This window comes from Bradyrhizobium canariense (assembly GCF_019402665.1).
GTDB classification, from domain to species: Bacteria; Pseudomonadota; Alphaproteobacteria; order Rhizobiales; family Xanthobacteraceae; genus Bradyrhizobium; species Bradyrhizobium canariense.
Window position 1 is genome coordinate 170,337 of sequence record NZ_VSST01000013.1, and the last position, 22,511, is coordinate 192,847.

The window sequence follows — 22,511 nt, forward strand, 5'->3', positions numbered from 1 at the left end:
GGGCTGCGTGCTTCCCGGCATGCCCTCCCTCGGCGGTTCGACTTCGCCGGGCCAGTCCCTATATCGTGTGGCAACACGTAACGATACGGCGAGCAGCTTTGATGGCCAGGAGACGCGCGACCGAAACGGAAGCCGACGATCTCCCCCGCTATTTCGTCTGGGTGCGCGGCCTCGAGTGCCCCGAACCGCAGAAATGGATGACGATGAATTTCGGCGTCGGTGACTGGAAACGGCCGCTCGTGCTCGCCTATCTGGAGCTGCCGGAGGGCGAGCGACACTTGCCGTTGTCGGCGCTGGCCCGGCGATATCCGCCGCCGCGGGGAGAGGCTTCGTAGAGGGGCCATCCTGGGCGGACGCGAGGATCTCACCAGCCCCTCAACCCAGGGCGAGCAACGCCGCACGGCGCGGGTCAGGGTGCAGCATCTGCCCGCGCCGTCGACGCCATCGGCCGCAGCAAAGCGGTAGGCGGCGTCCGCGACGGCGCGGAAGAGTGACAATGCGCCCCCATGATTATGGGTGTCGCGGCGCCGACACCGCGGCTAAACTTGGCCCTGCGCCGCGGGGGACACGCGGTGCAGGACGATGATCATGACCGAACAGGGCGAGACGGGTGAGGCCATCACCATCCTCCTCGTCGAGGACGACGCGCCGACCTGCTGGCGGCTCCACGACGCGCTGGTCAAAGCCGGCTACGAGGTGCGCAGCGCCGGCACGCTCGCAGAGGCCCGCGCCGGGCTCGGCGAGCGGGCACCGCGCGTGCTGCTCACCGATCTGCGGCTACCCGACGGCCACGGCGTCGAGCTGATCCGCGAGACAAGGCAACGCTTTCCCGACACCGAGATCATGGTGATCTCGGCGCTCGGTGACGAAGAGAGTGTGATCTCCGCGATCACGGTCGGCGCCACCGGCTATCTCCTGAAGGATGCGTTCCCCACTGATATCGCCACCACCGTGCGCGACCTGGTCGCCGGCCATTCGCCGATCTCGGCCTCGATCGCCCGCTTCATCGTGCGCAGAACGCAAGGTTCCGCGCAGAATGCGGCCGAGCCTCCGCCGGGTCCCGCGCTCAACACCGCAAGGCTCACCCCACGCGAGATCGACATCCTCTGGGGCATCGCCAAAGGTTTCAGCTACGCCGAGATCGCGAGCCATCTCGGCCTGTCCCGGCAGACCGTGCCCGGCCACATCAAGAACATCTATCGCAAGCTAGAAGTGCACACCCGCAGCGAAGCGGTGTTCGAAGCAGTGCAGCAGGGCCTGATCAAGCTGTGAGCGAGATCGCGGCCAAGGCACCGGTCAAACCCGCGCTGCGCCGGCTGCTGGTCTCGCGCCTCGTACCCTATCTGCTGCTCCAGGCGCTCATAGTTGTCGCGACCGTCCTCGGGCTGCGGCTGCTCCAGCCCAGCGATCCCGACGACTTTGCCCTGAGCGAATTCTCGCTGCGCGAGGACGGCGTGGCACGCCCGGTGACGCTGCCGCATTTCACGTCGTCACGCTACTCCCTGGCCGACCCACCGCTCTATACCGGCGCCTTCTCGTTCCGCCGCGACGATGTGGCGTCGGGATGGTCGGTATTCCTGCCGCGCTTCAGCAACGCGGTGGAAGTCGCAATCAACGGCGTCGTCATCCTGGATTCCCGACGCGATACCAACGCCAACCGGCCCGACCGCAACACTCCCCAGATCGCGTCAATCCCGTCCTCGCTGCTGCGCGAGGGCGCGAACGAGATCACGGTGCGGCTGTTGGTTTGGGGACCGCTCAAGGGCTTTCTCGACACCGTCTATGTCGGCCCGGATGCAGCCTTGCGGCCGGCCTACGAGACACGCACGCTGATGTTCGTCACGTTGCCCGTGGTGTTCTCCGCCTGGCAGTCGATCCTCGCCGTCATCCTGGCGATCATGTGGCTGATGCGCCGCCGCGAGCCGGTTTACGGCGTCCTCGCCGTGGCGATGGTACTCGGCGTGGTTCAGGCCTTCGCGCCGCCACCGGTGCCCCCCGTCAACACGTCCCGGCTCGCCGCGGTGTTGCTCGCGTCCGCACCGATCGAGAGCGCCCTGGTCGTCGTCTTCGGCGTGCTGTTCTTCGGCTGGCGCTGGCCGCGTTACGGCATGCTGCTGTTCGCACCGGGGCTCGTCGTGTTCGGTGTCGGACTGATCGCCGGCCCGCCGCTGCCGCGCATTCTGTTTCTCCTGCTTGGCATTCCCACCGTCGGTCTCTGCCTGCTCCTGATGGCCTGCGTCACCGCTGCCGCGGTGGTGCGGCGGCAGGACGCGGCAAGCTTCACGCTCGGCTGCGCGGTGACCATCGTGCTGATCTGCTGGGTCCACGACATGCTGTCGGTGTTCGAGATCGTGACCAACGAGCGCATCTTCCTCTCGCGCCTGTCCTATTCGGCGATGCTGGTCGCGATCGGCGCCGGCTTGACCTGGCGGTTCGCGCGCGCGCTGAACCAGGTCGACAGCTTTGCCGACCAGCTCGTGACGCGCGTACGCGAGGCTGAGGAGCGGCTGAAGGCGAGCTTTGCCCGCGAGGAGGAGCGTGCACGGGCCGCCGCGCTCGCCAATGAGCGCACGCGGCTGATGCGCGACCTGCATGACGGCCTCGGCGGCCAGCTCATCAGCATCGTGGCACTGTCCGAGCGCGGGCACGAGGGCGCGACCATCACCGACGCCGCCCGTGCGGCGCTGAAGGACCTCCGCCTCGTCATCGATTCCATGGACGACATCGGCGGCGACCTGATGCTCGCACTCGGCTCCTGGCGCGAGCGCGCGACCGCGCAATTGCGACCGCACGACATCGCACTCGACTGGCACGTGGCCATGCCGCAGGGGCTACCGCTGCATCCCGAGCTCAGGCCATGGCATGTCATCCAGATCGTGCGCATCCTCGACGAGGCCGTGACCAATGCGGTCAAGCACGCAGAGGCCCGCCGCATCGCGGTCACCATCGAGACGGTCGACGAAGGTCAGGGACCGTACGGTGTGATCAAGGTCGCGGATGACGGCAAGGGCTTTGCGAACGGTTCTGTGCCGGTCGGCAGCGGCGGAGCCACCGACGCGAGCCAGACCGCGCGGGGCCTTCGCAACATGAGGAGCCGTGCCGCGCGCTGCGGGGCAATGCTCGATCTGAGCTCGGATTCCTCAGGCACGCGCGTGCGGCTGCAATTGCCGCAGGTTTTCCCCGACAGCGATGCCGCCGTCGGCTGAAAAGCCCCCTCTCCGAACGTGTGGGACGCGCGGAGAGAGGGACGGGCCGGATGATTTGCCTGCGGAGGACGGGGGGTCGTCCGCAATGCTCCTTCGCCCGAACTCTTTGTCTTTCTCAGCGCACGCCGACGCGATTGACCGGACCACCGCGATTCATCGGCGTGCCCGCGCGCACGCCGACACCGGGCGCACCGACCCCGGGTGTCGCGACCGCGACCGCGGCGGCCGGCGCAACAACCACTGCCGCTGTCGGCCGCACCACGCAGCCCTTGGGTATGCCGACCGTCTTGCAATAGACCACCGCCTGCGCCGGGCTCGTGCCCAACGAAACCATCGCCGCACCTGCCAGCGCCAAAATCGTCAGCCCGGCGCTCAGCGCTCCCGCTCTTTTCGACATCTTGCTCTCCTGCTTCCCGTTCGGCGGCCCGATGCAGTCACCGGGTCTCGCAGCCGACGTGCAGCCTGAATGACAAAAGACGGCGCGCTGATACATGCCATGAAAATGGGGGTACGGCGGCGGGACGGGCTGGCCGATGCCATGAACATGGCATGGACCTGCGCCCGGGGCTCGCGAGATGGTCCGGCCCACTTGATCCCAGGCGGGACCAACGACATTCCCAAGGAGGTGTTTTATGAAGATTTCGGTTCTTGCCGTGCTGCTGCTCGCCGCTACCGCCCAGACCGCCGCTGCACAATCGGGTCCGACGCCGCAGGAGCAGATGACCTGCCGAAGCGACGCGAGCAAATTCTGCGCCGAACACATCGGCAAGCCGCCGCAGATGAATGCCTGCCTGCGCGAGAACAAGTCGAAGCTTTCCGACGGCTGCCGCAAGGTCGTGGAGTCACACGGCGGTTAAGTGCTCGCCATCCACAGCACAAACCTCGCCGGCGCCAATGCCGTCAGGCCATAGACGTCGATGCGCCGGTCATAGAGGATGGACGCTAATCGTCGTCTCCGAATAGCCTGATCTGCGGAAAACCGCCGTGCGGCCGGCTCGGGACGTCGCGTGCATCGGCATCTTCGCGGATGTTGCGCGCGACGTCGTCCCAATCGGTGCGGTCGCGCATACCACGCGGCTCGCGGAAATCGTAATGACGGCGCTCGGCCCAGCGCTCACGGCGCTCCGTCCGGCGCCGTTCAGACGTGGCGCGCTTGACGTCAGAATCCCTGGCTTTGGCATAGGCGTTGTCGGATGACGGCTCTGTCGATGCCTGTCGCTCGGCAGGCTTTGCGACTTGCGGAGGCGACGCCGGTGGCGGTTTCGGGGGCTCCACCGCGGCCGCTTGCGAAGGCTGTTGCGCTGGCTGTTCAGCGTTGGCTTGAGTGGTCTGCGTGTCGGGCTTCACCGCTTCGGACTTTGCCTCAGGCTTGGACTCGGCCTTCGCGTCGGATCTGGCGTCGGATTTGGCTTCGGCCTGCGCTGGCGCGGCGACCATGGCGCCGAATGCTTGCGAGCCGGTGAGATATTGCAGGCGCTCGGATGGCGTGTCCGTCGTGGCGGGCTTGGCGTCAGCGCGCTGCGCGATCTTGCTGGTATCAGGCCCCTGCTTGGGCGAGACCGGATTCATGATATTGCCGGCGACAATGCCGCCGCCGAGACCAATGGCGATGGCTGCAACGATGGTTCCTGCACCGACGAAATAGGCTGTCGAGGCGCGCATTGGTCCACTCCCTCTTTGGAGCGGGCAACGCTTCTCGATTGCCTGATGTTCCCGATACAGGCGCAGTTCCGGAAGGAACTTGCGCGTCAGATCTGCTGCGCGACCTTCTCGAGCCCGATGATGCGGGCGAGTTTGCGCACTTCCTCTTTCTGGTCGTCGCGCAGCTGGAACAGGAGCGGCATCGCGGCCGACTTCAACTGCTGGACCTCGTCGCAATTGGGATCGATCGGCACGCCCTGCACGTTCGGATTGGACAGCTTGTTTGCCGAGATCTTGCGGACAACATTGCGCAGCGCGGTTTCGACCGAGGGCCAGTAATATTCCTGCGACGACGACAACTTCAGACGGTCCCTGATGCCCGCGATCTGCACGTCGGACAGGAGCGAATAGGATTTCTGCGGCTGCGGCTTGGCAACGACCTTCGGCTTGGCCGGGACTTCGACGGCAGGAATCTCTGCAGCGGCCGGAGCCTCGTTCACGCTCGCCTTGGGCATCGGGAAATCGGATGGCGTGGCGGCGGCAAACGCCTGGCGCAGCGGCTCGGTCAGCACGGGCATTTGCGAGAGCTTGTCGGCCGGAACCTGGACCGGGTCGATGGCGGCCGAGGCCAGCGCCAGCGTCGGAACCAGACGGTCAGCCTTGGCCGCCCGATTGGTTGCAAGCGGCTTGGGTGCCGGCGCCTGCGTGATCATTTCGGCGCTGACGCTGGGCACGCTGTCGCGGCCGAGAATGGCGGTGGTGGCGGCGCCGAGGACGAGGAAGCAGGTCAGCACGACGATGGTGATGGCTTTCGACAAACGTCTCTCCGCAACCGGCTTCAAGTCCACGTGATCACTGCCCGGAAACTGGGCGAAAATTAAGGCTTAACCGTGCCATCGCGGCGGCAATCGCGCGGACTGCGGCGACATCACCTAGAAAGATCAACAAAATCAGGCAGCTAGCGCCAGATCGTAAGCGTCCTGGATGTCGGCCACGATCTCCGAGGCCTCCCAAACTCCACGCGGCTCGACCGACTGCAGCGCCACCGTCCAATTGCCGCCCCGGCGGGTGCGGGGGACGCTGACGATGTCGAAGCGCACGTTGCGGCACAGCGGATGGCGGGCCAGCGCATGGGCTACGCGAATGCGAATTTCGTCCAGCGAAGCCGCCGTCTTGGTGTTGAGAAAGTCGAAGTCCATCGCCTGTCCCTCTCGGTCCTGATTGGCGCCTGAGGGGGATTCTGGGCGATCGATGGTTAATCTGCCGTTAAGTGTGGGGCTGCGGAGCCATGCGGGATTAACTGTGACCGATGCGACGGTATCTCCTTCCCTCTCCCGGGTCTTCCGGAAAAGGGGCCCGGGTCTACCGCTCCACCGCCTCACGGTATTCCGCGAGCGTTGATGCGACGAGATCGTCAACCGCGAGCACATCGGTCACGCCGGATGTCGAGTGCCCACCGCTCCAGATATCGCGCCAGCGCTTTGGACGGTTCTCTCGTGCGGTAACGTCGATGTCCTTGCCGATGTCGATCGCGCCGCGCGCCGGCAGATCGTCGGGATCGAGACCCGCGGCGACGATCGACGGCTTCAGCATGCTGGTTTGAAGTCCCGTGAATGCGGTGGTCAGCAGGATATCGTCGGCGCTGCTCTCGACCAGAAGCCGCTTGTAACGATCATCCGCCATGCTCTCGTGGGTCGCGATGAACTTTGTACCCATGTAGCCGAGATCGCAGCCGAGCACTTCGGCCGCGCGCAATGCGTAGCCGTCGCTGATGCCCCCCGCGAGCACGATGATGCCATCGTAGAACGCGCGCACCGCGCGGACGAAGGCGAACGGGTTGAGCCAGCCGGTCTGGCCGCCCGCGCCCGCAGTGAGCAGCACGAGCCCGTCGGCACCTGCTTCCGCCGCGCGTTCGGCGTGGCGGATCGAGGCAACATCCGCAAGCACCAATGCGCCGGCGTCGTGCAGCGGCTTCAGCACCGGCGTGGGGGAGCCGACCGAGGTGATGACGATCTCCGGCCTGTGGTGCAGCAACACGGCGAGATCCTGCTGCAGCCGTGCATTGGAGCGGTGCACGATCAGGTTTGGGCAAAGCGGCGCGGCCTTGCGGCCGGTTTGATCTTCGTGCCGCAGCAGCCGCGTTTCGATGTCGGTGAGCCATTCATCGAGTTGTTCGGTGCTACGGCAATTCGCGCTGGGGAAGCTGCCGATCACGCCGTTGCGGCAGGCAGCTACCATGAGCTCGACGCCCGACACGAGAAACATCGGCGCGGCAATCAGCGGCAGGGCGAGACGACCGTGGAAATGTTGCAGCCGATCTGACGTCACGCATGCCTCCCTCGCGCGGGCTTAGTCGTTCCATCCCGCATTCCCTGTGCTAGCGTCGCGATAAACATTGGCACGCCAGAAGCCGATGACAAAGCAGCCAGGAAACATATGTCCGATCCGCTCTACGCATCGTCCCCGACTTGCGCGCAGGCGCTGCGGGCGCTGTCGCGCTATCCGGGCCGCACCGCGTTCGCGTGGCCCGGCGGATCGCTGAGCTATCAGGGCACCATCGACCTGATCGGGCGCATCCAGGGCGTGTTCATGCGGCTTGGATTGCAGCCCGGCGCGCGGGTCGCCTTCCTCACCGCGAACCGCGCCGACACATGGTGCACCGGCGTCGCCGCGCAATTGTCGCGGCTCTGCGTCACCTGGCTGCATCCTTTGGGATCGCGGGCAGACCAGCTGTTTCAGCTCGAGGATTCCGAGGCCGAGGTGCTGGTGGTCGATGCGGCCGCCTTCCGAGATCGCGGCGGCGAACTCGCCGCGCAGGCGGCGTGGCTCAAGGCGGTCTTCACCATGGGACCGGCCGCCTATGGCGTCGACCTGTTGCAGGCGATCGAGATCGAAGGCCATGCCAGCGCGCATTGCCTCGCCGGCCCCGACGATCTCTCCACGCTGAATTATACCGGTGGCACGACCGGCAAATCCAAGGGCGCGTTGCGCTACCACCGCGAAAATGCCGGGGCCGCGGCCGCGATCCTCGCCGACTTCGAGATCCCCGATGGCGCGCGCTACCTCGCGGTGGCACCGATCAGCCATGTCGCCGGCACGAAGGTGCTGCCGACCCTGATGCGTGGCGGCACCGTGCACATGCTGAAGGGTTTTGATCCCGAGGCGGTGCTGGCGACGATCGCGCGCGAGCGCATCAACTTCACGCTGTTCGTGCCGACCATGATCTATGTGCTGCTCGATCATCCCGCATTGAGCAGGACCAAGCTCTCCTCGCTCGAACTGGTGCTCTACGGCGCCTCCGCGATGTCGCCGAGCCGCTTGATCGAGGGCATCGAGCGGATCGGGCCGGTGTTCTCGCAGCTTTACGGCCAGACCGAATGCTATCCAATCTCGGTGCTGCGCAAGGCGGATCACGATCCCAGGACGCCCGAACTGTTCCTGTCCTGCGGCTTCCCGATCGCGGCCTGCGAGGTCCGGATCCTCGACGACAACGATCAAGAAGTGAAGACGGGCGAAGCCGGTGAGATCTGCGTGCGCGCCCCGCACGCGATGGCGGAGTACTGGAAGCGGCCCGACATCACCGCCGAGACGCTTCGGAACGGATGGGTCCATACCGGCGACATCGCGCGCAGGGACGAACGCGGCTACATGTTCATCCTCGACCGCAAGAAGGACATGATCGTCTCCGGCGGCTTCAACATCTTTCCGCGGGAAATCGAGGACGTGCTGTCGCAGCATGCGGACGTGGCCATGGTGGCGGTCGTGGGCATCCCCGACGAGAAATGGGGCGAAGCCGTCACCGCTGTCGTCGTCCTGCGCGAGGGCGCTACGCCCGATGCCGACGAGCTGATCAATATGGTCAGAACGCGAAAGGGCTCGGCTCACGCGCCCAAGCAGATCAAATTCGTCAGGCACTTGCCGATGACCGGCGTCGGCAAGGTTGACAAGAAGATGCTGCGCGCGGAATTCTGGAGCGGGCGGGACCGGATGGTGGGGTAGCTCCTGCCCCGGCCGCGGCGCAGTCTCACGCAGCCCCTCACCGCTTCTCGATCACCAGGCTCTGCACCGCGCGGCCAAAATACCCCGTCCGGTCCGCCAGCCGCGACATCGCAAGCCCGGCACCATCGGGGCCGATCCAGGAATCACCGTCGAGCAGGATCCATTCGCCGACCGGCTGGCGCGCAAAGCTCACGGTGAGGTCAGCGTTGATGTAGGTCCAGGCGCGGAAATCGAGCGACGAGGCGGTGCCGTTGGAAAAATCGGCCGCGACCACGGCGCGCATCGCCTGCGAGAGCGGTTCGCCTGCGATCAGGGGATGGTCGACGCGAAACCAGATCGCGCCGGCGCCGGCTTGCCCGAAGCGGCCGCGCGCGGCGCGCATCGACACCGATCGCACGAACGGGCTGGTGGCGGCATGACCGTCCTCGAGCAGCGAGTCCTCCGGCGACGGCAGCGTAACCGGCAGTGCCTTGATGTCATCGGGCAGCGTCAGCGCCTGGCGCTTGATCTTGAGCACGGTGGCGCCGACCACCTGTACGCCGTCGGCGAGCAGCTTGACCCCGCAGAGCTGGATCTTGCGGCCCTCGCGCAAGACCTCGGTCGCGATCGTGAGCGGCGCCACCGGAACCGGGCGCATCAGGTCGATGGTGACGCGCGCGATGTCCATCGCGACAGGCGTCGGAATACGCTCAGCCGCCCACGTCACCAGCGAGGCCGGCGCCGAGCCGTGCTGCATGCGCCGGTCCCACGGGCCGGCGGCATCCGGGCTGGTGATGACGCTGTTGCCGTCGACGCGGTAGATGGCCGTCATTGGGAGGGCCATTACAACGGCGGATCGATCGCTTCGTCGTACTCCTTCTTGAAGCGCGCGATCAGCTCGGCGGCGGGAAGAATGCCGTCGACGCTGCCGATGCCCTGGCCGGAGCCCCAGATCTCCTTCCAGGCCTTCGGCTTGGCGCGCTCGCCGGAGGCGTCGGTGCCGAAGTTCATCTTCGAGGGATCGGACGTCGGCAGGTTCTCCGGATCCATGCCGGCGGCGAGAATCGACGGCTTCAGATAGTTGCCGTGCACGCCGGTGAACAGGTTGGAATAGACGATGTCGTCGGCCGTCGCGCCCGCGATCATCTCCTTGTACTTCTCGACCGCATTGGCTTCCTTGGTCGCGATGAAAGCCGAGCCGATATAGGCGAAGTCGGCGCCGAGGATTCGCGCGGCGCGGATCGCCTTGCCGTTGCCGATGGCGCCGGACAGCGCGATCGGACCGTCGAACCATTTTCGCGTTTCGGCCACGAACGCCAGCGGCGAGATGGTGCCGGCATGGCCGCCGGCGCCGGCTGCGACCAGGATCAGGCCGTCGGCACCCTTCTCGATCGCCTTGTGCGCGAATTTCTGGTTGATCACGTCGTGGAAGACGATGCCGCCCCAGCCGTGCACGGCCTGGTTCAGCTCCTCGCGTGCGCCGAGCGAGGAGATGATCATCGGCACTTTGTACTTGGCGCAAAGCTGCATGTCGTGATCGAGCCGGTTATTCGACTTGTGCACGATCTGGTTGACCGCGAACGGCGCCGACGGCTTGTCCGGATGCGCGCGGTCATAGGCGGCGAGCTCTTCGGTGATCCGCGCCAGCCATTCGTCGAGCAGCTCCGGCGGCCGCGCGTTCAGCGACGGAAACGAGCCGACCACCCCCGCCTTGCACTGCGCGATCACGAGATCCGGCACCGAGATAATGAAGAGCGGCGAGCCAATCACGGGGATCGACAGGCGTCCCCTAAACAAGGCAGGCATGGACATTGCGAGACGATCCTCTGTTGGCGGTCACATCGAAATTGGGAGCCATACCAACAAGGCAATCTTTCCACTGTCAAGTATTGCGTTTTGGCGCCGTGGAGGACGCCGTTACCGCAATTCCAAACAGCGGAATTCCTGCTTCCGTCATTCCGGAGCGACGCGTAGCGTCGAGCCCGGAATCCATCGGGCCTCGGCACGAATGGCGAAATGGATTCCGGGCTCGCGCTTCGCGGGCCCGGAATGACGGGAGGAGAGAGCGGCGCCTATGCAAGCAAATCCGGATTGATCAGCCGCTCGAACGAGAACATCTCGTCCCATTTCTCCTGGGTCAGCAGCTTGCGCTCGACCACGACGATCTGGTGCAGCGACTTGCCGCTCTTGTAGCCCTCGCGCGCGATCTCGGCGCATTGCTTGTAGCCGAGCAGCGGCTTCAGCACCGTGACGATACCGAGCGAATTCAGCACCATGTTGCGGGTGTGCTCCTCGTTGGCAGTGATGCCGACGACGCAATTCTCGCGCAGGCTGTTGACCGCGCGCTCCATGGTGCGGATCGAGAAGAACAGCGCGAACGAGATCACCGGCTCCATCACGTTGAGCTGGAGCTGACCGGCGGACGCCGCGAGCGTCACGGTGGTGTCGAGCCCGATCACGAGGAAGCTGGTCTGGTTGACAACCTCGGGGATCACAGGATTGACCTTGCCGGGCATGATCGAGGAGCCCGGCTGAAGCTGCGGCAGGTTGATCTCGTTGAAGCCGGCACGCGGGCCCGAGGCGAGCAGGCGGATGTCGTTGCAGATCTTCGTTAGCTTGCTCGCGGTGCGTTTGAGAACGCCGGAGAGCTGCACATAGGCGCCGGTATCCGACGTCGCCTCGACGAGATCACCGGCGAGGATGAAGTCGACGCCGGTGAGCGCGCTCAGATGCCGGACCGCGAGCTTGGGATAACCGTGCGCCGCGGTGACGGAGGTGCCGATCGCGGTGGCGCCGAGATTGATCTCGCGCAGCAGCGCACGGGCCTCGGAGATTCGATCGACCTCCTCGCCCATGGTGGTCCCCCAACCGCGGAATTCGGCGCCGAGTGACATCGGCACCGCGTCCTGCAAATGGGTGCGGCCCATCTTCAGCACGCGCTCGAACTCCCTGCCCTTGGCGAAGAACGCCTCCTGGAGCTGGCGCAGCGCCGTCATGTAGCTCTCGAGCCGCAGGATCAGCGCCAGCCGAAAGGCGGTCGGATAGGTGTCGTTGGTCGACTGGCCGTAATTGACGTGATCGTTGGGGCTGACGTGCTGGTAGTCGCCCTTGGCGAAGCCGAGCGATTCCAGCGCGAGATTGGCGATCACCTCGTTGGCGTTCATGTTGGTGGAGGTGCCGGCCCCGCCCTGGATGAAGTCGGTGACGAACTGGTCCATCATGTCGCCGGCGATGACGCGATCGCAGCCCACGATGATGGCTTCCGCGACTTTGGTGTCCACCGCGCCGAGATCGCGGTTGGCCATGGCGGCGGCCTTCTTGACGTAACCAAGCGCCTTCACGAAGTAAGGCTCCTGGTTCATCGGAATGCCGGTGATGTGGAAGTTCTCCTTCCCGCGGATGGTCTGGACGCCGTAGTAGATGTCGTCGGCGATCTCACGCTGTCCGAGGAAGTCCTGCTCCGTGCGGCTCATGGGCGCTCCTTGCTTGCTCGCGCGACGTCCTCAGTTCTGGCACAGCGCGCTGGTGACGAAGGTATCGGTGCGGCAGTCATCCGGTTTGCGTTGCCTGCCCGGGATCAGAACCTTGGCCGAGCACTTTTCCGTGGAATCGGCATTCAGGCTCTTGCCTTCCGTGTAGCCCTTGCTCTGGCAGAGTTTGTCGGCGGCGAGCTTGCAGTCGGGCGCGCCGTTCGACGAGGCCGGACAGGCGACGCGTCCCGACACCATGGTCGACGGCTTCGCCAGGCGCGACAAATCGTTCATGGTCTCGCTCGGACTTTTGATCGGCGGCAGGATCGACGGCAGCTTGTCGAACAGCTTGCCCATTTCGTTGATCAGCCCGGGATTTTCCTCATGCGCCGGCGGCGACGAAGGAGCTGTCGAGGGCGCCGGTGCGGCCTGCGGTCCTTGCTCCTGCAAGCCGAGCGCCGGCGGCGCGGATTGCGGCCATCCGGTGCCGCCGGCAACGAGCAGGAGCGAAAGCACCGCAAATGTCAGCGTGCCCAGCCGCAGGACCGGATTGCCGGATCGAAGCATCATGACGGCAACCGTAGCCGAACGAGGCGCGGCGGCAAAGCGCCTTGGAGTTAGATCAACTTGATTGCGACGACAAAGCCGAGCACGAGCACCGCAGCGCCGATTGCCACCACCAATCCGAGATGCTTCTCGATCTTGACCCGGATCCAGTCGCCGTAGCGGTTGAGCAGGATCGCCACGATAAAGAAGCGCCCGCCACGCGCCACGATCGAGCACAGGATGAAGAGCCCGATATTGTAGCCGGCAAAGCCGGACGTGATGGTCACGAGCTTGTAGGGGATCGGTGTCAGGCCCTTGAGCAGGATGATCACGGCGCCCCATTCGGCATAGGAGGCGCGGAAGGCGTCAACCTTGCCGCCGAGGCCATAGACCTCGATCAGCCAATGGCCGACCGAGTCGAAGAGCAGCGCACCGATGGCGTAGCCCAACAGACCACCCAGCACCGACGTCGCAGTGCAGATCGCCGCATAGACCCAGGCGCGCTGCGGGCGCGCCAGTGACATCGGGATCAGCATCACGTCCGGCGGGACGGGAAAGAAGGAGCTTTCAGCGAAAGCCACGGCGCCCATGATCCAGAGCGCGTAAGGCTTGTGAGCGGCGTCGATGCACCAGTCGTAGATACGTTTCAGCATGGCGCCGCGATGAAGCACCATGGGACGGATTTGTCCATGCCGAGATGGGACCGATTTGTGCCAATACTAGTGGCGCTTGCGCGCGCTGCGGCCTTCGAGCGCGACGATAGGCCGCCTGGCGGCGACCCGCGGTGACGCAACTTTGGGCAGCTTCATCGCCGACTTCGGCAGCTTCTCGGCGATGCCGAGCATGTCTTCACGCCGCGTCATCTCGCGCCAGACGTCCTCGGGGCGCACGCCGGCCGAGGCCCATAGCACGATCAGATTGTAGAGTAGATCGGCGCTTTCCCGGATCACGGCTTCGCTATCGCCGTTGACCGCGTCGATGACGACCTCGATGGCCTCTTCAGCCAGTTTCTTCGCCATTTTTGACGGGCCGCGCTGAAACAGCCGCGCGGTGCGCGATGTTGCCGGATCAAGGTCCCTGGCCGCGAGCACAGCCAGATATAGCCGCTCAAGCGAATCACTCATGGTACTCGAAACTACTCTAAACCCATGGCGAGCGCGTTAACGCGCGATAGTAAAAGCCCAAAATGGGCCGCCGCGGCAAGCACGACGGCCCGTTTGTGGTCAACCTTTTGCGGCCAAACCTAGTAGCAGTTGGTGTGGTAGCCTTGGCCGCAAAGCTCCGACGGAGCGGTGCCGCCGTAGCGCTGATACTGGTAGTTCGGGCCGGGTCCGTAATACGGGCCATCACCGTAATAGGCAGGGCCGCTGTAATAGGCGGGACCGCCATAATAAGGGCCGTCGTCATAGGCGTAGGCATTGCGGGTCGCGGCGATTGCGAGGCCGGTGCCGATAGCACCGGCAATGGCCGCGCCGGCAAAGGCCGCGCCGCCGCCACCATGCCAATGGCGGCCGCCCGCGTATGAAGCGGTCGGGGTCATTGCGGTCAGCGCCAGCACCGCGGCGGTAGCGAGAAGGGCCTTACGGCCGGCAAATCCTGAAAATCTGTCAAACATGTCCTGGACCCTCCTTGGGACCTCGAATGGTGCCTGATGACAGGCTCGTGTCTCTCAAACACCTGCATCCCATGTTGGGTTCCCCAACCCCAACACAAGCTGAACGGGGTTGCGTGATCGTGACGCAACCGCCGCTCATCCGCCGTTCATATTGGCGCAAACAGACTGCTACGCCCGCCGGCGCTGCGAGCGTCACGAACCACAATGCGGGACCGGCGCCACTGATGTTCGGATTCAGGACCACTGCCCTTCGTTGCCTACCGGCCCTTGCAATCTTGCTTGCGGCGCTGACTGCGCGCGATGCTACCGCGGCCGAGACCGTCGCGCCCTCCATTGCAATCCACTTCACCTTCGACCGCCCGATCGATGCGAGCATGGCGCCGTTTTTTCTTGCCGCAAAGGACGGCAGCTTTAGCGCCGAACGTCTCAACGTCTCCTTCAGCAGCGCGGCCGGATCGCCGGAGGCGCTTGCGCGCGTCGCCAAGGGCGATAGCGAGTTCGCGCTCGTCGACATCAACGAGCTGATCCGCTTCCGCGACAAGGATCCGGCACCGGTCAAGTCGGTGTTCGTGCTGTTCAACCGCGCGCCCTACGCGATCGTCGCCCGCAGGAGCCGTGGCATCCACCTCATGCCCGACCTGGACGGCAAGACCGTCGGCGTCGCGGATAGCGATCTGTCGATGCGGCTGTGGCCGGCGCTGGCGCAGCAGAACGGCATCGACACGGCTCACGTGAAATTCCACAAGATCAGCGCCGCGGTGCGCGAGCCGATCCTCTCCGCGGGACAGGTCGATGCCGTCGCCGGCTTCAGCTATCTCTCGGCAGTGAACCTGCGCGACCGCGGCGTGCCAGGCGGCGATCTCGTCGCGCTTCGCTATGCCGATTATGGTTGCGAGGCCTATGGCTTTGCCGTCGTGGTCAACCCGGCTTTCGCCGCGTCCAGGCCGGACAGCGTGAAGGGATTCGTCCGCGCATTGATTGCCGGCATCAACGCGACCGTCAAGGACCCGGCGCGCGCGGCGGACGAGGCCGCGAGCCGCATTGAGGACGGCGACCGCGATCTTGAGCTGGAGCGCCTGCGCACCGTCCTCGTCGACAACATCCTGACCGACGAGGTCCGTCGCAACGGCCTCGGCGACATCGACCCGGCGCGCATGGATCGCGCGATCGACCAGATCGGGCAGGATTTCAAATTCCGCAAACGGCCGGCGGCGGACGATATCTTCGACGGCGGCTTCCTGCCGCCGCTCGCAGGGCGGTTGATCAACTGAGCAAAACCGACAGCTTCCGCTATATCTCGCAGCCGATCCCTGATTAGAGTATGGGCTCACTCCGTTCCAGCCGCCCGAGCTCCTCGCCCATGCCCATTCTCCGCCTCTACACCCGTGTTCTCGAGCTGCTCGGCAAGGAGGCACGGCTGGGCTGGCTGCTCGCGATCGTCAATCTCCTGCTTGCGGGCTCGCAATTCGCCGAGCCGGTGCTGTTCGGCCGGATCGTCGACGTGCTCTCCGGCAAGACGGTCGCAGGCTCCAACTCGGCCTGGCCGTTCCTGGTTGCATGGGTTGCGTTCGGACTGTTCACCATCGCCTGCAGCGCGCTCGTGGCGTTGCAGGCCGACCGGCTCTCCCACCGGCAGCGGCAAGCGGTCCTGACGGATTATTTCGAGCACATCCTGCAACTGCCGCTGACCTTCCACTCCGGCACCCATTCGGGCCGGCTGATGAAGGTCATGCTCAACGGCACCGATGCGCTGTGGCGGCTGTGGCTGGGCTTCTTCCGCGAGCATTTTGCTGCGATCCTCTCGGTCGTGGTGCTGCTGCCGCTGTCGCTCTACCTCAACTGGCGGCTTGCAATCCTGCTGTTCGTGCTCTGCATCGTCTTCACCGCGCTGACCACCTTCGTGGTGCGCAAGACATTCGGCATGCAGATGGACGTCGAAGAGCAATACAGCGAGCTCTCCGCACGCGCTTCGGATGCGCTCGGCAATGTCGCGCTGGTGCAGAGCTTCGTCCGCGTCGAATCCGAGGTACAGGGTTTGCGCTCCGTTGCCGACCAATTGCTTGCAGCCCAGATGCCGGTGCTGTCGTGGTGGGCGCTCGTCACCGTCATCACGCGCGCCTCCACCACGATCACGGTGCTCGCGATCTTCGCTTTCGGCATCGCGCTGCACGACCAGGGGCTGACCTCGGTCGGCGAGATCGTGATGTTCGTGAGCTTCGCGACGCTTCTGATCCAGAAGCTGGAGCAGGTCGTGAGCTTCATCAACAACGTGTTCATGGAAGCCCCGCGCCTGCGCGAGTTCTTCAACGTGCTCGATGCGGTGCCTGCGGTGCACGACCGGCACGACGCGATCGATGCGGGTCGGCTCTCCGGCCTCGTCGAATTCAACGACGTCACCTTCTCCTATGACGGCAAGCGGCCGGCGGTCGAGGATCTCTCCTTCACCGCGCTTCCCGGCCAGACCATCGCGCTGGTCGGCGCGACCGGCGCCGGAAAATCCACCGCGATTGCGCTGTTGCATCGCGCCTTCGATCCGCAGTCTGGCTTCATCAGGATCGACGGCATGGACGTGCGCGGGGTGACGCTGACATCGCTGCGGCGGAACATCGGCGTGGTCTTTCAGGAGGCGCTGCTGTTCAACCGTTCGATCGCGGAGAATTTGCGCGTCGGCAAGCCTGATGCCACCGAGGCCGAGATGCGCAAGGCGGCGGAGCGTGCGCAGGCGCTCGAATTCATCGAGCGCAGCGGCGGCTTCGAGACCAATGCCGGCGAGCGCGGCCGCATGCTGTCCGGCGGCGAGCGCCAGCGGCTGTCGATCGCCCGTGCACTGCTGAAGGATCCGCCGATCCTGATCCTGGACGAGGCGACCAGCGCACTCGACGCCGTCACCGAGGCGAAGGTAAATACCGCTCTCGACGAAGTGATGAAGGGCCGCACCACCTTCGTGATCGCCCACCGTCTCTCCACCATCCGCAATGCCACGCGCATCCTGGTATTCGAGAACGGGCGTGTGATCGAAAGCGGAACTTTTGATGAACTCGTGGCCAAAGGCGGCCATTTCGCCGACCTCGCCAGGGCCCAGTTCATGGTTCAGGAGAACGCACGGGCCAGCGTGACAGCGGCTGAGGCTGCTGCGACTGCCGCCAAATCGCCTTAGCAAGCCTTGGCAAGTCCCCATCGTATCGTCGAAATTCGGCCCATTTCATTGCGGAATACCCCGCTGATGCCCCTATTCCCGACGCACCAGCCGGTATAGGTTTGCGGCGCCGCAAGCGGCGGCGCTGGATTTCAGAACCGAACATCAGATCACGAGAGCCGACCGGAACCGGCGGGTCTCCAAGGACCGGAATCGGATAGTGCACGCTCTTCGCCCGCTGCTTCGTCAATCCTTGTTCAACCTGCTCGCCGCGGCACTCGCATGCGGCGCATTGCTCGTGCCGCGCGCGGCGAGCGCCGAAGCGCTGCTCCTGATCGAGGCCGATAGCGGCAAGGTGCTGCAGGCGGAAAACGCGACCATTCCCTGGTATCCGGCTTCCGTCACCAAGATCATGACCGCCTATGTGACGCTGAAGGCGGTCAAGGACGGCAAGCTCACACTCGACACACTGCTCACGGTGTCGCCGACGGCAGCCTCGCAGTCGCCCTCGAAGATGGGGTTTCGACCGGGAACGCAGCTTACCGTCGACAACGCACTCAAGATGATGATGGTGAAATCGGCGAATGACATGGCCGTCGTGCTCGCCGAAGGCGTCGGCGGTTCGATCGACGGCTTCTCGGCGCTGATGAACGACACCGCGCAGAAGCTCGGCATGACGCAGACAAGCTACGTCAATCCGAACGGCCTGCCCGCCGACGGACAGATCACCTCCGCGCGGGATCTCGGCATTCTCGCGCGCTCGTTCCTGCGCGACCTGCCCGAGTACGAGTATTTCGTGCACATTCCGGCTATCCGCTTCGGCAAGCGTGTCACCGGCAATTTCAACAAGCTGATCGGCCGCTATCCCGGCGCCGACGGTTTCAAGACCGGCTTCATCTGCGCCTCCGGCTACAACCTCGTCGCATCGGCCACCCGCAACGGCCGCCGGCTGATCGCCGTCGTGCTGGGCGCCAACTCCGGGACCGCGCGCGCGGTGAAAGCAGCGCAGCTGCTGGAGCGCGGCTTCTCGCAAGACAATCTCACCTGGCTCCGGCCCTCGCTCGGCACGGTCGACAAGCTGGTGCCGGTCGACGCCTCGCCGCCGAACCTGCGTGACGACATGTGCGGCGGCCATCGCAAGCGGCCGGCCAGCGACGATGACGACGCGCTGATCGCGACCAATGGCGGCACGTCCGGGTCCGCCTCGGCCACGGGCGGCGAAGCCCAGGTCACCTTCTTCACGGCCGGGCTTCAGCCGCCCCTGATGAAGGCCTCCGAGCTGATGGCCTCGGCCCCGGCGGCGGCCGAGCCCGTGCTGGTGTATACCGGTCCGACCCGCACCGGGACCGCCCTGATCGCGGCGGTCGCGGCCGATGCCGACCAGCAGGCCACGCCAAAGCCGCGTGGCAAGAAGTCGCGCGTCGCCAAAAAGCCCGACGCGGCAGACAAGCCAGCAGACAAGCCGAAGGATGCCAAGCCGGTGGCGGCCGCCAAGCCGGCCGACGGCAAGTCCGCAGTCAAGCCGGCCGGCACCAAGCATGCCGCAGCCAAGCCCGATGCGGTGGCAAAGCCTGCGGTGAGCGGCGAGGCAACCAAGCCCGCCAAGCCCAAGGCCGCGACCAAGCCCGCCAAGCCGGCCAACAACAGTTAACGGCCGACGCGAGACGAGACCGCGCCGCACTTCGCACTTGCGGCAGCGCCGTTTGCGAGGATTCCGGTAGCCACTCCCTGGCGTTTATCCTAAGCCTCGACCGCTTGCCACCCGTTCCGGCAGGCTCGATACTGACGGCAATGAGGCAAGCCCGAGACACAACGGGCTCTGGTCAATGAGGGGAGTTTCCATGGAGCGCATCTGGCTTAAGCAATATCCGCCCGGCGTCCCCGCCGATATCGAGCCGACGCAATATTCATCGCTGGTCGACCTCCTGGAGGAGAGCTTCGCCAAGTTCGCCGACCGCAAGGCGTTCATCTGCATGGACAAGTCGATCAGCTATCGCGACCTCGACCAGATGTCGCTGGCGATGGCGTCCTACCTGCAAGGGCGAGGCCTGCAACGCGGTGCCCGCGTCGCGATCATGATGCCGAATGTGCTGCAATATCCGGTCGCGACCGCAGCCGTACTGCGCGCCGGTTTCGCGGTGGTCAATGTCAATCCGCTCTACACGCCGCGCGAGCTCGAGCACCAGCTCAAGGATTCCGGCGCCGAAGCCATCATCGTGCTGGAGAATTTCGCCCACACCGTCGAGCAGGTGATCGCGAAGACGCAAGTCAAGCACGTCATCGTCGGCAGCATGGGCGACCTGCTCGGCTTCAAGGGCGTGATCGTCAATCTGGTCGTCCGCCGCGTCAAGAAGATGGTGCCGGCCTGGTCGCTGCCAGGCGCGGTGTCCTTCAACGACGCGATCTCCGCCGGCCGCTCTCTGGCATTCAACAAGCCGAAGCTGTCGCCCGGCGACGTCGCCTTCCTGCAATATACCGGCGGCACCACCGGCGTGTCCAAGGGTGCCACCTTGCTTCATCGTAACATCGTCGCCAACGTCCTGCAGAACGACGCCTGGCTGCAGCCGGCGATGGCCGCGCCGCCGCATGTCGATCAACTCATGGTCGTCTGCGCGCTGCCGCTCTATCACATCTTCGCGCTGACGGCCTGCTACCTGCTCGCGGTGCGCGCCGGCGGCTGCAATCTCCTGATCCCCAACCCGCGGGACATCCCGGGCTTCATCAAGGAATTGGCGAAGTACCAGGTCAACAACTTCCCGGCCGTGAACACGCTCTACAACGGCCTGATGCATCATCCCGACTTCAAGAAGCTCGATTTCTCCAAGCTGAAGATCTCGAATGGTGGCGGCATGGCGGTGCAGCGCCCCGTCGCCGAGCAGTGGAAGGCGATCACGGGCTGCTCCATCGCCGAAGGCTACGGCCTGTCGGAGACGTCTCCGACGCTGACCTGCAACACCACGACCGATCCCGAGTTCAACGGCACCATCGGCATCCCCGTGCCCTCGACCTGGATCTCGATCCGCGACGACGACGGCAACGAGATGCCGCTCGGCCAGCCCGGCGAGATCTGCGCCAAGGGTCCGCAGGTGATGTCGGGCTATTGGAACAGGCCGGAGGAGACCGCCAAGGTGATGACCGCAGACGGCTATTTCCGCACCGGCGACATCGGCATCATGGACGAGAAAGGCTACACCAAGATCGTCGACCGCAAGAAGGACATGATCCTGGTCTCCGGCTTCAACGTCTATCCGAACGAGATCGAGGAAGTGATCGCGAGCAACCCGGGGGTGCTCGAATGCGCCGTCATCGGCATTCCCGATTCCAAGTCGGGAGAGGCGGTGAAGGCGTTCGTGGTCAAGAAGGACCCGAACCTCACGGCGGAGGCCTTGGTCAAATTCTGCCAGGAGCAGTTGACGGGCTACAAGGTGCCCAAGCACATCGAATTCCGCACCGACCTGCCGAAGACCAATGTCGGCAAGATCCTGCGCCGGCAGCTGCGCGACGAGAAGAAGGCGGAGGCGGCGTAAGCGCCTCTTTCGTTCATGACCGACGACAGCATCATCAGTCCGGCCGGCATCCTCGCCTTCTGGCGCGAGGCCGGCCGCGATGCCTGGTACGAGCGCGACGACGCATTCGACGCGGAGGTCAGGCGCCGCTTTCTCGCGCTGTGGCAGAAGGCGGTCGCCGGCGAGCTCTCGTCGTGGGAGGAGACCGACGAGGGCGCACTCGCGCTCGTCATCGTGCTCGACCAGTTTCCGCGCAACATGTTCCGGGGCACGGCGCAGGCCTTTGCCAGCGACGCGCTCGCGCGCGACGTCGCCCGCCGCGCCATTGCGCGGGGTGCAGATCAAAGGATCGATCCGGTCCTGCTCGAATTCCTCTATTTGCCCTTCATGCATTCCGAGCACCTGCCCGACCAATTGCACTGCGTCGCGCTGTTTCAAAACACCGAGAATGCCGAAAACCTGAAATACGCGCGTGAGCACGCCGACATCATCCGGCGGTTTGGCCGCTTCCCCCACCGCAACCGCCTGCTCGGCCGCGACACCACCCCGGACGAGCAGGCCTTCCTCGACGGCGGCGGGTTCGCCGGCTGATGACATAATGGTGAAGGGTCCCGCCCTCACCGCCTGCCCTACCGGCAACATTGTGCAGCGCCGCCGCACGGTCTAAAAAGCGGGACCGATTTTCAGGGAGACTGACGATGGCGATCCAGACTGGCGACAAGCTGCCCGAGGCGAAATTCCGCGTGATGACGGCCGAAGGCCCGCAGGTGAAGACCACCGACGACATCTTCAAGGGCAAGAAAGTGGCGCTATTCGCGGTGCCCGGCGCCTATACCGGCACCTGCCACAAGATGCATCTGCCGAGCATCTTCCTCAACGCCTACGCCATGAAGGACAAGGGCGTCGACACCATCGCCATCGTCTCCGTCAACGACGCCTTCGTCATGAACGCGTGGAAGCGCGACACCGACCAGCGCGACGAGGCCATCTTCCTCGCCGACGGCAATGCCGACTTCGCCAAGGCGATCGGCATGGAGCTCGACGCCTCCGGCAACGGTCTCGGCATCCGCTCCAAGCGCTATTCGATGTTGGTCGAGGACGGCGTGGTCAAGAAGCTGAACCTCGAGGCGATGCCCGGCAAGGTCGAGGTGTCCGGCGGCGATACGCTGCTCGGGCAGCTGTAAGCGGCCACCGCTTTCAGCCACAAACGACACTGTCATGCCCCGCGAAAGCGGTGCATCCAGTATTCCAGAGACAGTTGTTGTTGAATCGAGAGGCCGCGGCGTACTGGATCGCCCGGTCAAGTGTTTAGACCGGACAGATCACTGACAGGTGTTCGGAGACATAGCTGACACATCAAAATGGGCTGGTCTGGTCGATTCGGGAGGCCGTCCATGCCCTGGAACGAGGTGT

The 22,511-nt window shown here is 65.0% G+C and carries 23 protein-coding genes; 11 read left to right on the forward strand and 12 right to left on the reverse strand.

The genetic code is table 11. The features are described 5' to 3' along the window. Window positions 1–101: 101 nt before the first annotated feature. The 3 genes from FXB41_RS06310 to FXB41_RS06320 all read left to right on the forward strand — a co-directional run bounded on the left by FXB41_RS06310 (window position 102) and on the right by FXB41_RS06320 (window position 3,206). Window positions 102–335 (forward strand): hypothetical protein, encoded by a 234-nt coding sequence (locus FXB41_RS06310; protein WP_219680576.1) that lies wholly within the window; start codon window positions 102–104, stop codon window positions 333–335. 253 nt (window positions 336–588) lie between these two features. Continuing rightward, entirely contained in the window at window positions 589–1,272 is a 684-nt protein-coding gene (locus FXB41_RS06315; protein ID WP_219680579.1) for a response regulator, read from the forward strand. Beyond that, window positions 1,269–3,206 carry an ATP-binding protein gene (locus FXB41_RS06320; RefSeq protein ID WP_219680582.1) on the forward strand — a complete coding sequence of 646 codons (1,938 nt, stop codon included), beginning with the start codon at window positions 1,269–1,271 and terminating at the stop codon, window positions 3,204–3,206. The genes FXB41_RS06315 and FXB41_RS06320 overlap by 4 nt, the downstream gene beginning before the upstream one ends. Before the next feature lie 115 nt (window positions 3,207–3,321). Here the strand turns inward: FXB41_RS06320 and FXB41_RS06325 are convergent, their stop codons facing one another. Next, the gene (locus FXB41_RS06325; RefSeq protein WP_007597469.1) at window positions 3,322–3,603 is read right to left on the reverse strand and encodes a hypothetical protein; all 282 of its coding nucleotides are present in this window, start codon (window positions 3,601–3,603) and stop codon (window positions 3,322–3,324) included. A gap of 235 nt (window positions 3,604–3,838) precedes the next feature. Here FXB41_RS06325 and FXB41_RS06330 point away from each other — a divergent pair, with 235 nt between their 5' ends. After that, window positions 3,839–4,063 carry a cysteine rich repeat-containing protein gene (locus FXB41_RS06330; protein WP_007597470.1) on the forward strand — a complete coding sequence of 75 codons (225 nt, stop codon included), beginning with the start codon at window positions 3,839–3,841 and terminating at the stop codon, window positions 4,061–4,063. A gap of 85 nt (window positions 4,064–4,148) precedes the next feature. Here the strand turns inward: FXB41_RS06330 and FXB41_RS06335 are convergent, their stop codons facing one another. The 4 genes from FXB41_RS06335 to FXB41_RS06350 form a co-directional block, all read right to left on the reverse strand. Then, entirely contained in the window at window positions 4,149–4,868 is a 720-nt protein-coding gene (locus FXB41_RS06335) for a hypothetical protein (RefSeq protein ID WP_219680585.1), read from the reverse strand. An 86-nt stretch (window positions 4,869–4,954) separates the two neighbouring features. Continuing rightward, window positions 4,955–5,665 (reverse strand): hypothetical protein, encoded by a 711-nt coding sequence (locus tag FXB41_RS06340; RefSeq protein WP_219680587.1) that lies wholly within the window; start codon window positions 5,663–5,665, stop codon window positions 4,955–4,957. A 132-nt stretch (window positions 5,666–5,797) separates the two neighbouring features. Next, window positions 5,798–6,046 (reverse strand): hypothetical protein, encoded by a 249-nt coding sequence (locus tag FXB41_RS06345; RefSeq protein WP_007597474.1) that lies wholly within the window; start codon window positions 6,044–6,046, stop codon window positions 5,798–5,800. A 163-nt stretch (window positions 6,047–6,209) separates the two neighbouring features. Beyond that, window positions 6,210–7,175, reverse strand: a complete 966-nt coding sequence (locus FXB41_RS06350; RefSeq protein WP_007597476.1) for an NAD(P)H-dependent flavin oxidoreductase — start codon at window positions 7,173–7,175, stop codon at window positions 6,210–6,212. Between the two features lie 108 nt (window positions 7,176–7,283). Here FXB41_RS06350 and FXB41_RS06355 point away from each other — a divergent pair, with 108 nt between their 5' ends. Then, entirely contained in the window at window positions 7,284–8,846 is a 1,563-nt protein-coding gene (locus FXB41_RS06355; RefSeq protein ID WP_219680590.1) for an AMP-binding protein, read from the forward strand. A 37-nt stretch (window positions 8,847–8,883) separates the two neighbouring features. Here the strand turns inward: FXB41_RS06355 and FXB41_RS06360 are convergent, their stop codons facing one another. The 7 genes from FXB41_RS06360 to FXB41_RS06390 form a co-directional block, all read right to left on the reverse strand. Continuing rightward, entirely contained in the window at window positions 8,884–9,657 is a 774-nt protein-coding gene (locus FXB41_RS06360) for a thioesterase family protein (RefSeq protein ID WP_035993707.1), read from the reverse strand. An 11-nt stretch (window positions 9,658–9,668) separates the two neighbouring features. After that, complete coding sequence (locus tag FXB41_RS06365) at window positions 9,669–10,637, reverse strand: NAD(P)H-dependent flavin oxidoreductase (RefSeq protein WP_007597481.1); 969 nt, start codon at window positions 10,635–10,637, stop codon at window positions 9,669–9,671. Window positions 10,638–10,897: 260 nt separating this feature from the next. Next, on the reverse strand, window positions 10,898–12,298 hold the full coding sequence (locus tag FXB41_RS06370) for an aspartate ammonia-lyase (protein WP_007597482.1): 1,401 nt from the start codon (window positions 12,296–12,298) through the stop codon (window positions 10,898–10,900). 30 nt (window positions 12,299–12,328) lie between these two features. Then, window positions 12,329–12,865, reverse strand: a complete 537-nt coding sequence (locus FXB41_RS06375; protein WP_219680594.1) for a hypothetical protein — start codon at window positions 12,863–12,865, stop codon at window positions 12,329–12,331. A gap of 47 nt (window positions 12,866–12,912) precedes the next feature. Continuing rightward, window positions 12,913–13,515, reverse strand: a complete 603-nt coding sequence (locus FXB41_RS06380) for a YqaA family protein (RefSeq protein WP_219680596.1) — start codon at window positions 13,513–13,515, stop codon at window positions 12,913–12,915. Window positions 13,516–13,560: 45 nt separating this feature from the next. Next, window positions 13,561–13,965 carry a phosphoribosyl-ATP diphosphatase gene (hisE, locus tag FXB41_RS06385; protein WP_219680599.1) on the reverse strand — a complete coding sequence of 135 codons (405 nt, stop codon included), beginning with the start codon at window positions 13,963–13,965 and terminating at the stop codon, window positions 13,561–13,563. 119 nt (window positions 13,966–14,084) lie between these two features. Next, entirely contained in the window at window positions 14,085–14,456 is a 372-nt protein-coding gene (locus FXB41_RS06390) for a hypothetical protein (RefSeq protein ID WP_007597488.1), read from the reverse strand. A gap of 224 nt (window positions 14,457–14,680) precedes the next feature. Here FXB41_RS06390 and FXB41_RS06395 point away from each other — a divergent pair, with 224 nt between their 5' ends. The 6 genes from FXB41_RS06395 to FXB41_RS06420 all read left to right on the forward strand — a co-directional run bounded on the left by FXB41_RS06395 (window position 14,681) and on the right by FXB41_RS06420 (window position 22,282). Then, entirely contained in the window at window positions 14,681–15,727 is a 1,047-nt protein-coding gene (locus FXB41_RS06395) for an ABC transporter substrate-binding protein (RefSeq protein WP_219680602.1), read from the forward strand. A gap of 89 nt (window positions 15,728–15,816) precedes the next feature. Next, window positions 15,817–17,613: a glucan ABC transporter ATP-binding protein/ permease gene (locus FXB41_RS06400; RefSeq protein WP_219680605.1), complete on the forward strand. Its 1,797-nt coding sequence runs from the start codon at window positions 15,817–15,819 to the stop codon at window positions 17,611–17,613. Between the two features lie 199 nt (window positions 17,614–17,812). Continuing rightward, entirely contained in the window at window positions 17,813–19,243 is a 1,431-nt protein-coding gene (locus FXB41_RS06405) for a D-alanyl-D-alanine carboxypeptidase family protein (RefSeq protein ID WP_219680608.1), read from the forward strand. A 190-nt stretch (window positions 19,244–19,433) separates the two neighbouring features. After that, a complete protein-coding gene (locus FXB41_RS06410) occupies window positions 19,434–21,119 on the forward strand; it encodes a long-chain fatty acid--CoA ligase (RefSeq protein ID WP_219680612.1) in 1,686 nt (561 codons plus the stop codon). Window positions 21,120–21,134: 15 nt separating this feature from the next. Then, on the forward strand, window positions 21,135–21,689 hold the full coding sequence (locus FXB41_RS06415) for a DUF924 family protein (RefSeq protein WP_219680613.1): 555 nt from the start codon (window positions 21,135–21,137) through the stop codon (window positions 21,687–21,689). A 107-nt stretch (window positions 21,690–21,796) separates the two neighbouring features. After that, window positions 21,797–22,282 (forward strand): peroxiredoxin, encoded by a 486-nt coding sequence (locus FXB41_RS06420; protein ID WP_007597501.1) that lies wholly within the window; start codon window positions 21,797–21,799, stop codon window positions 22,280–22,282. The last annotated feature ends 229 nt before the right edge of the window (window positions 22,283–22,511 follow it).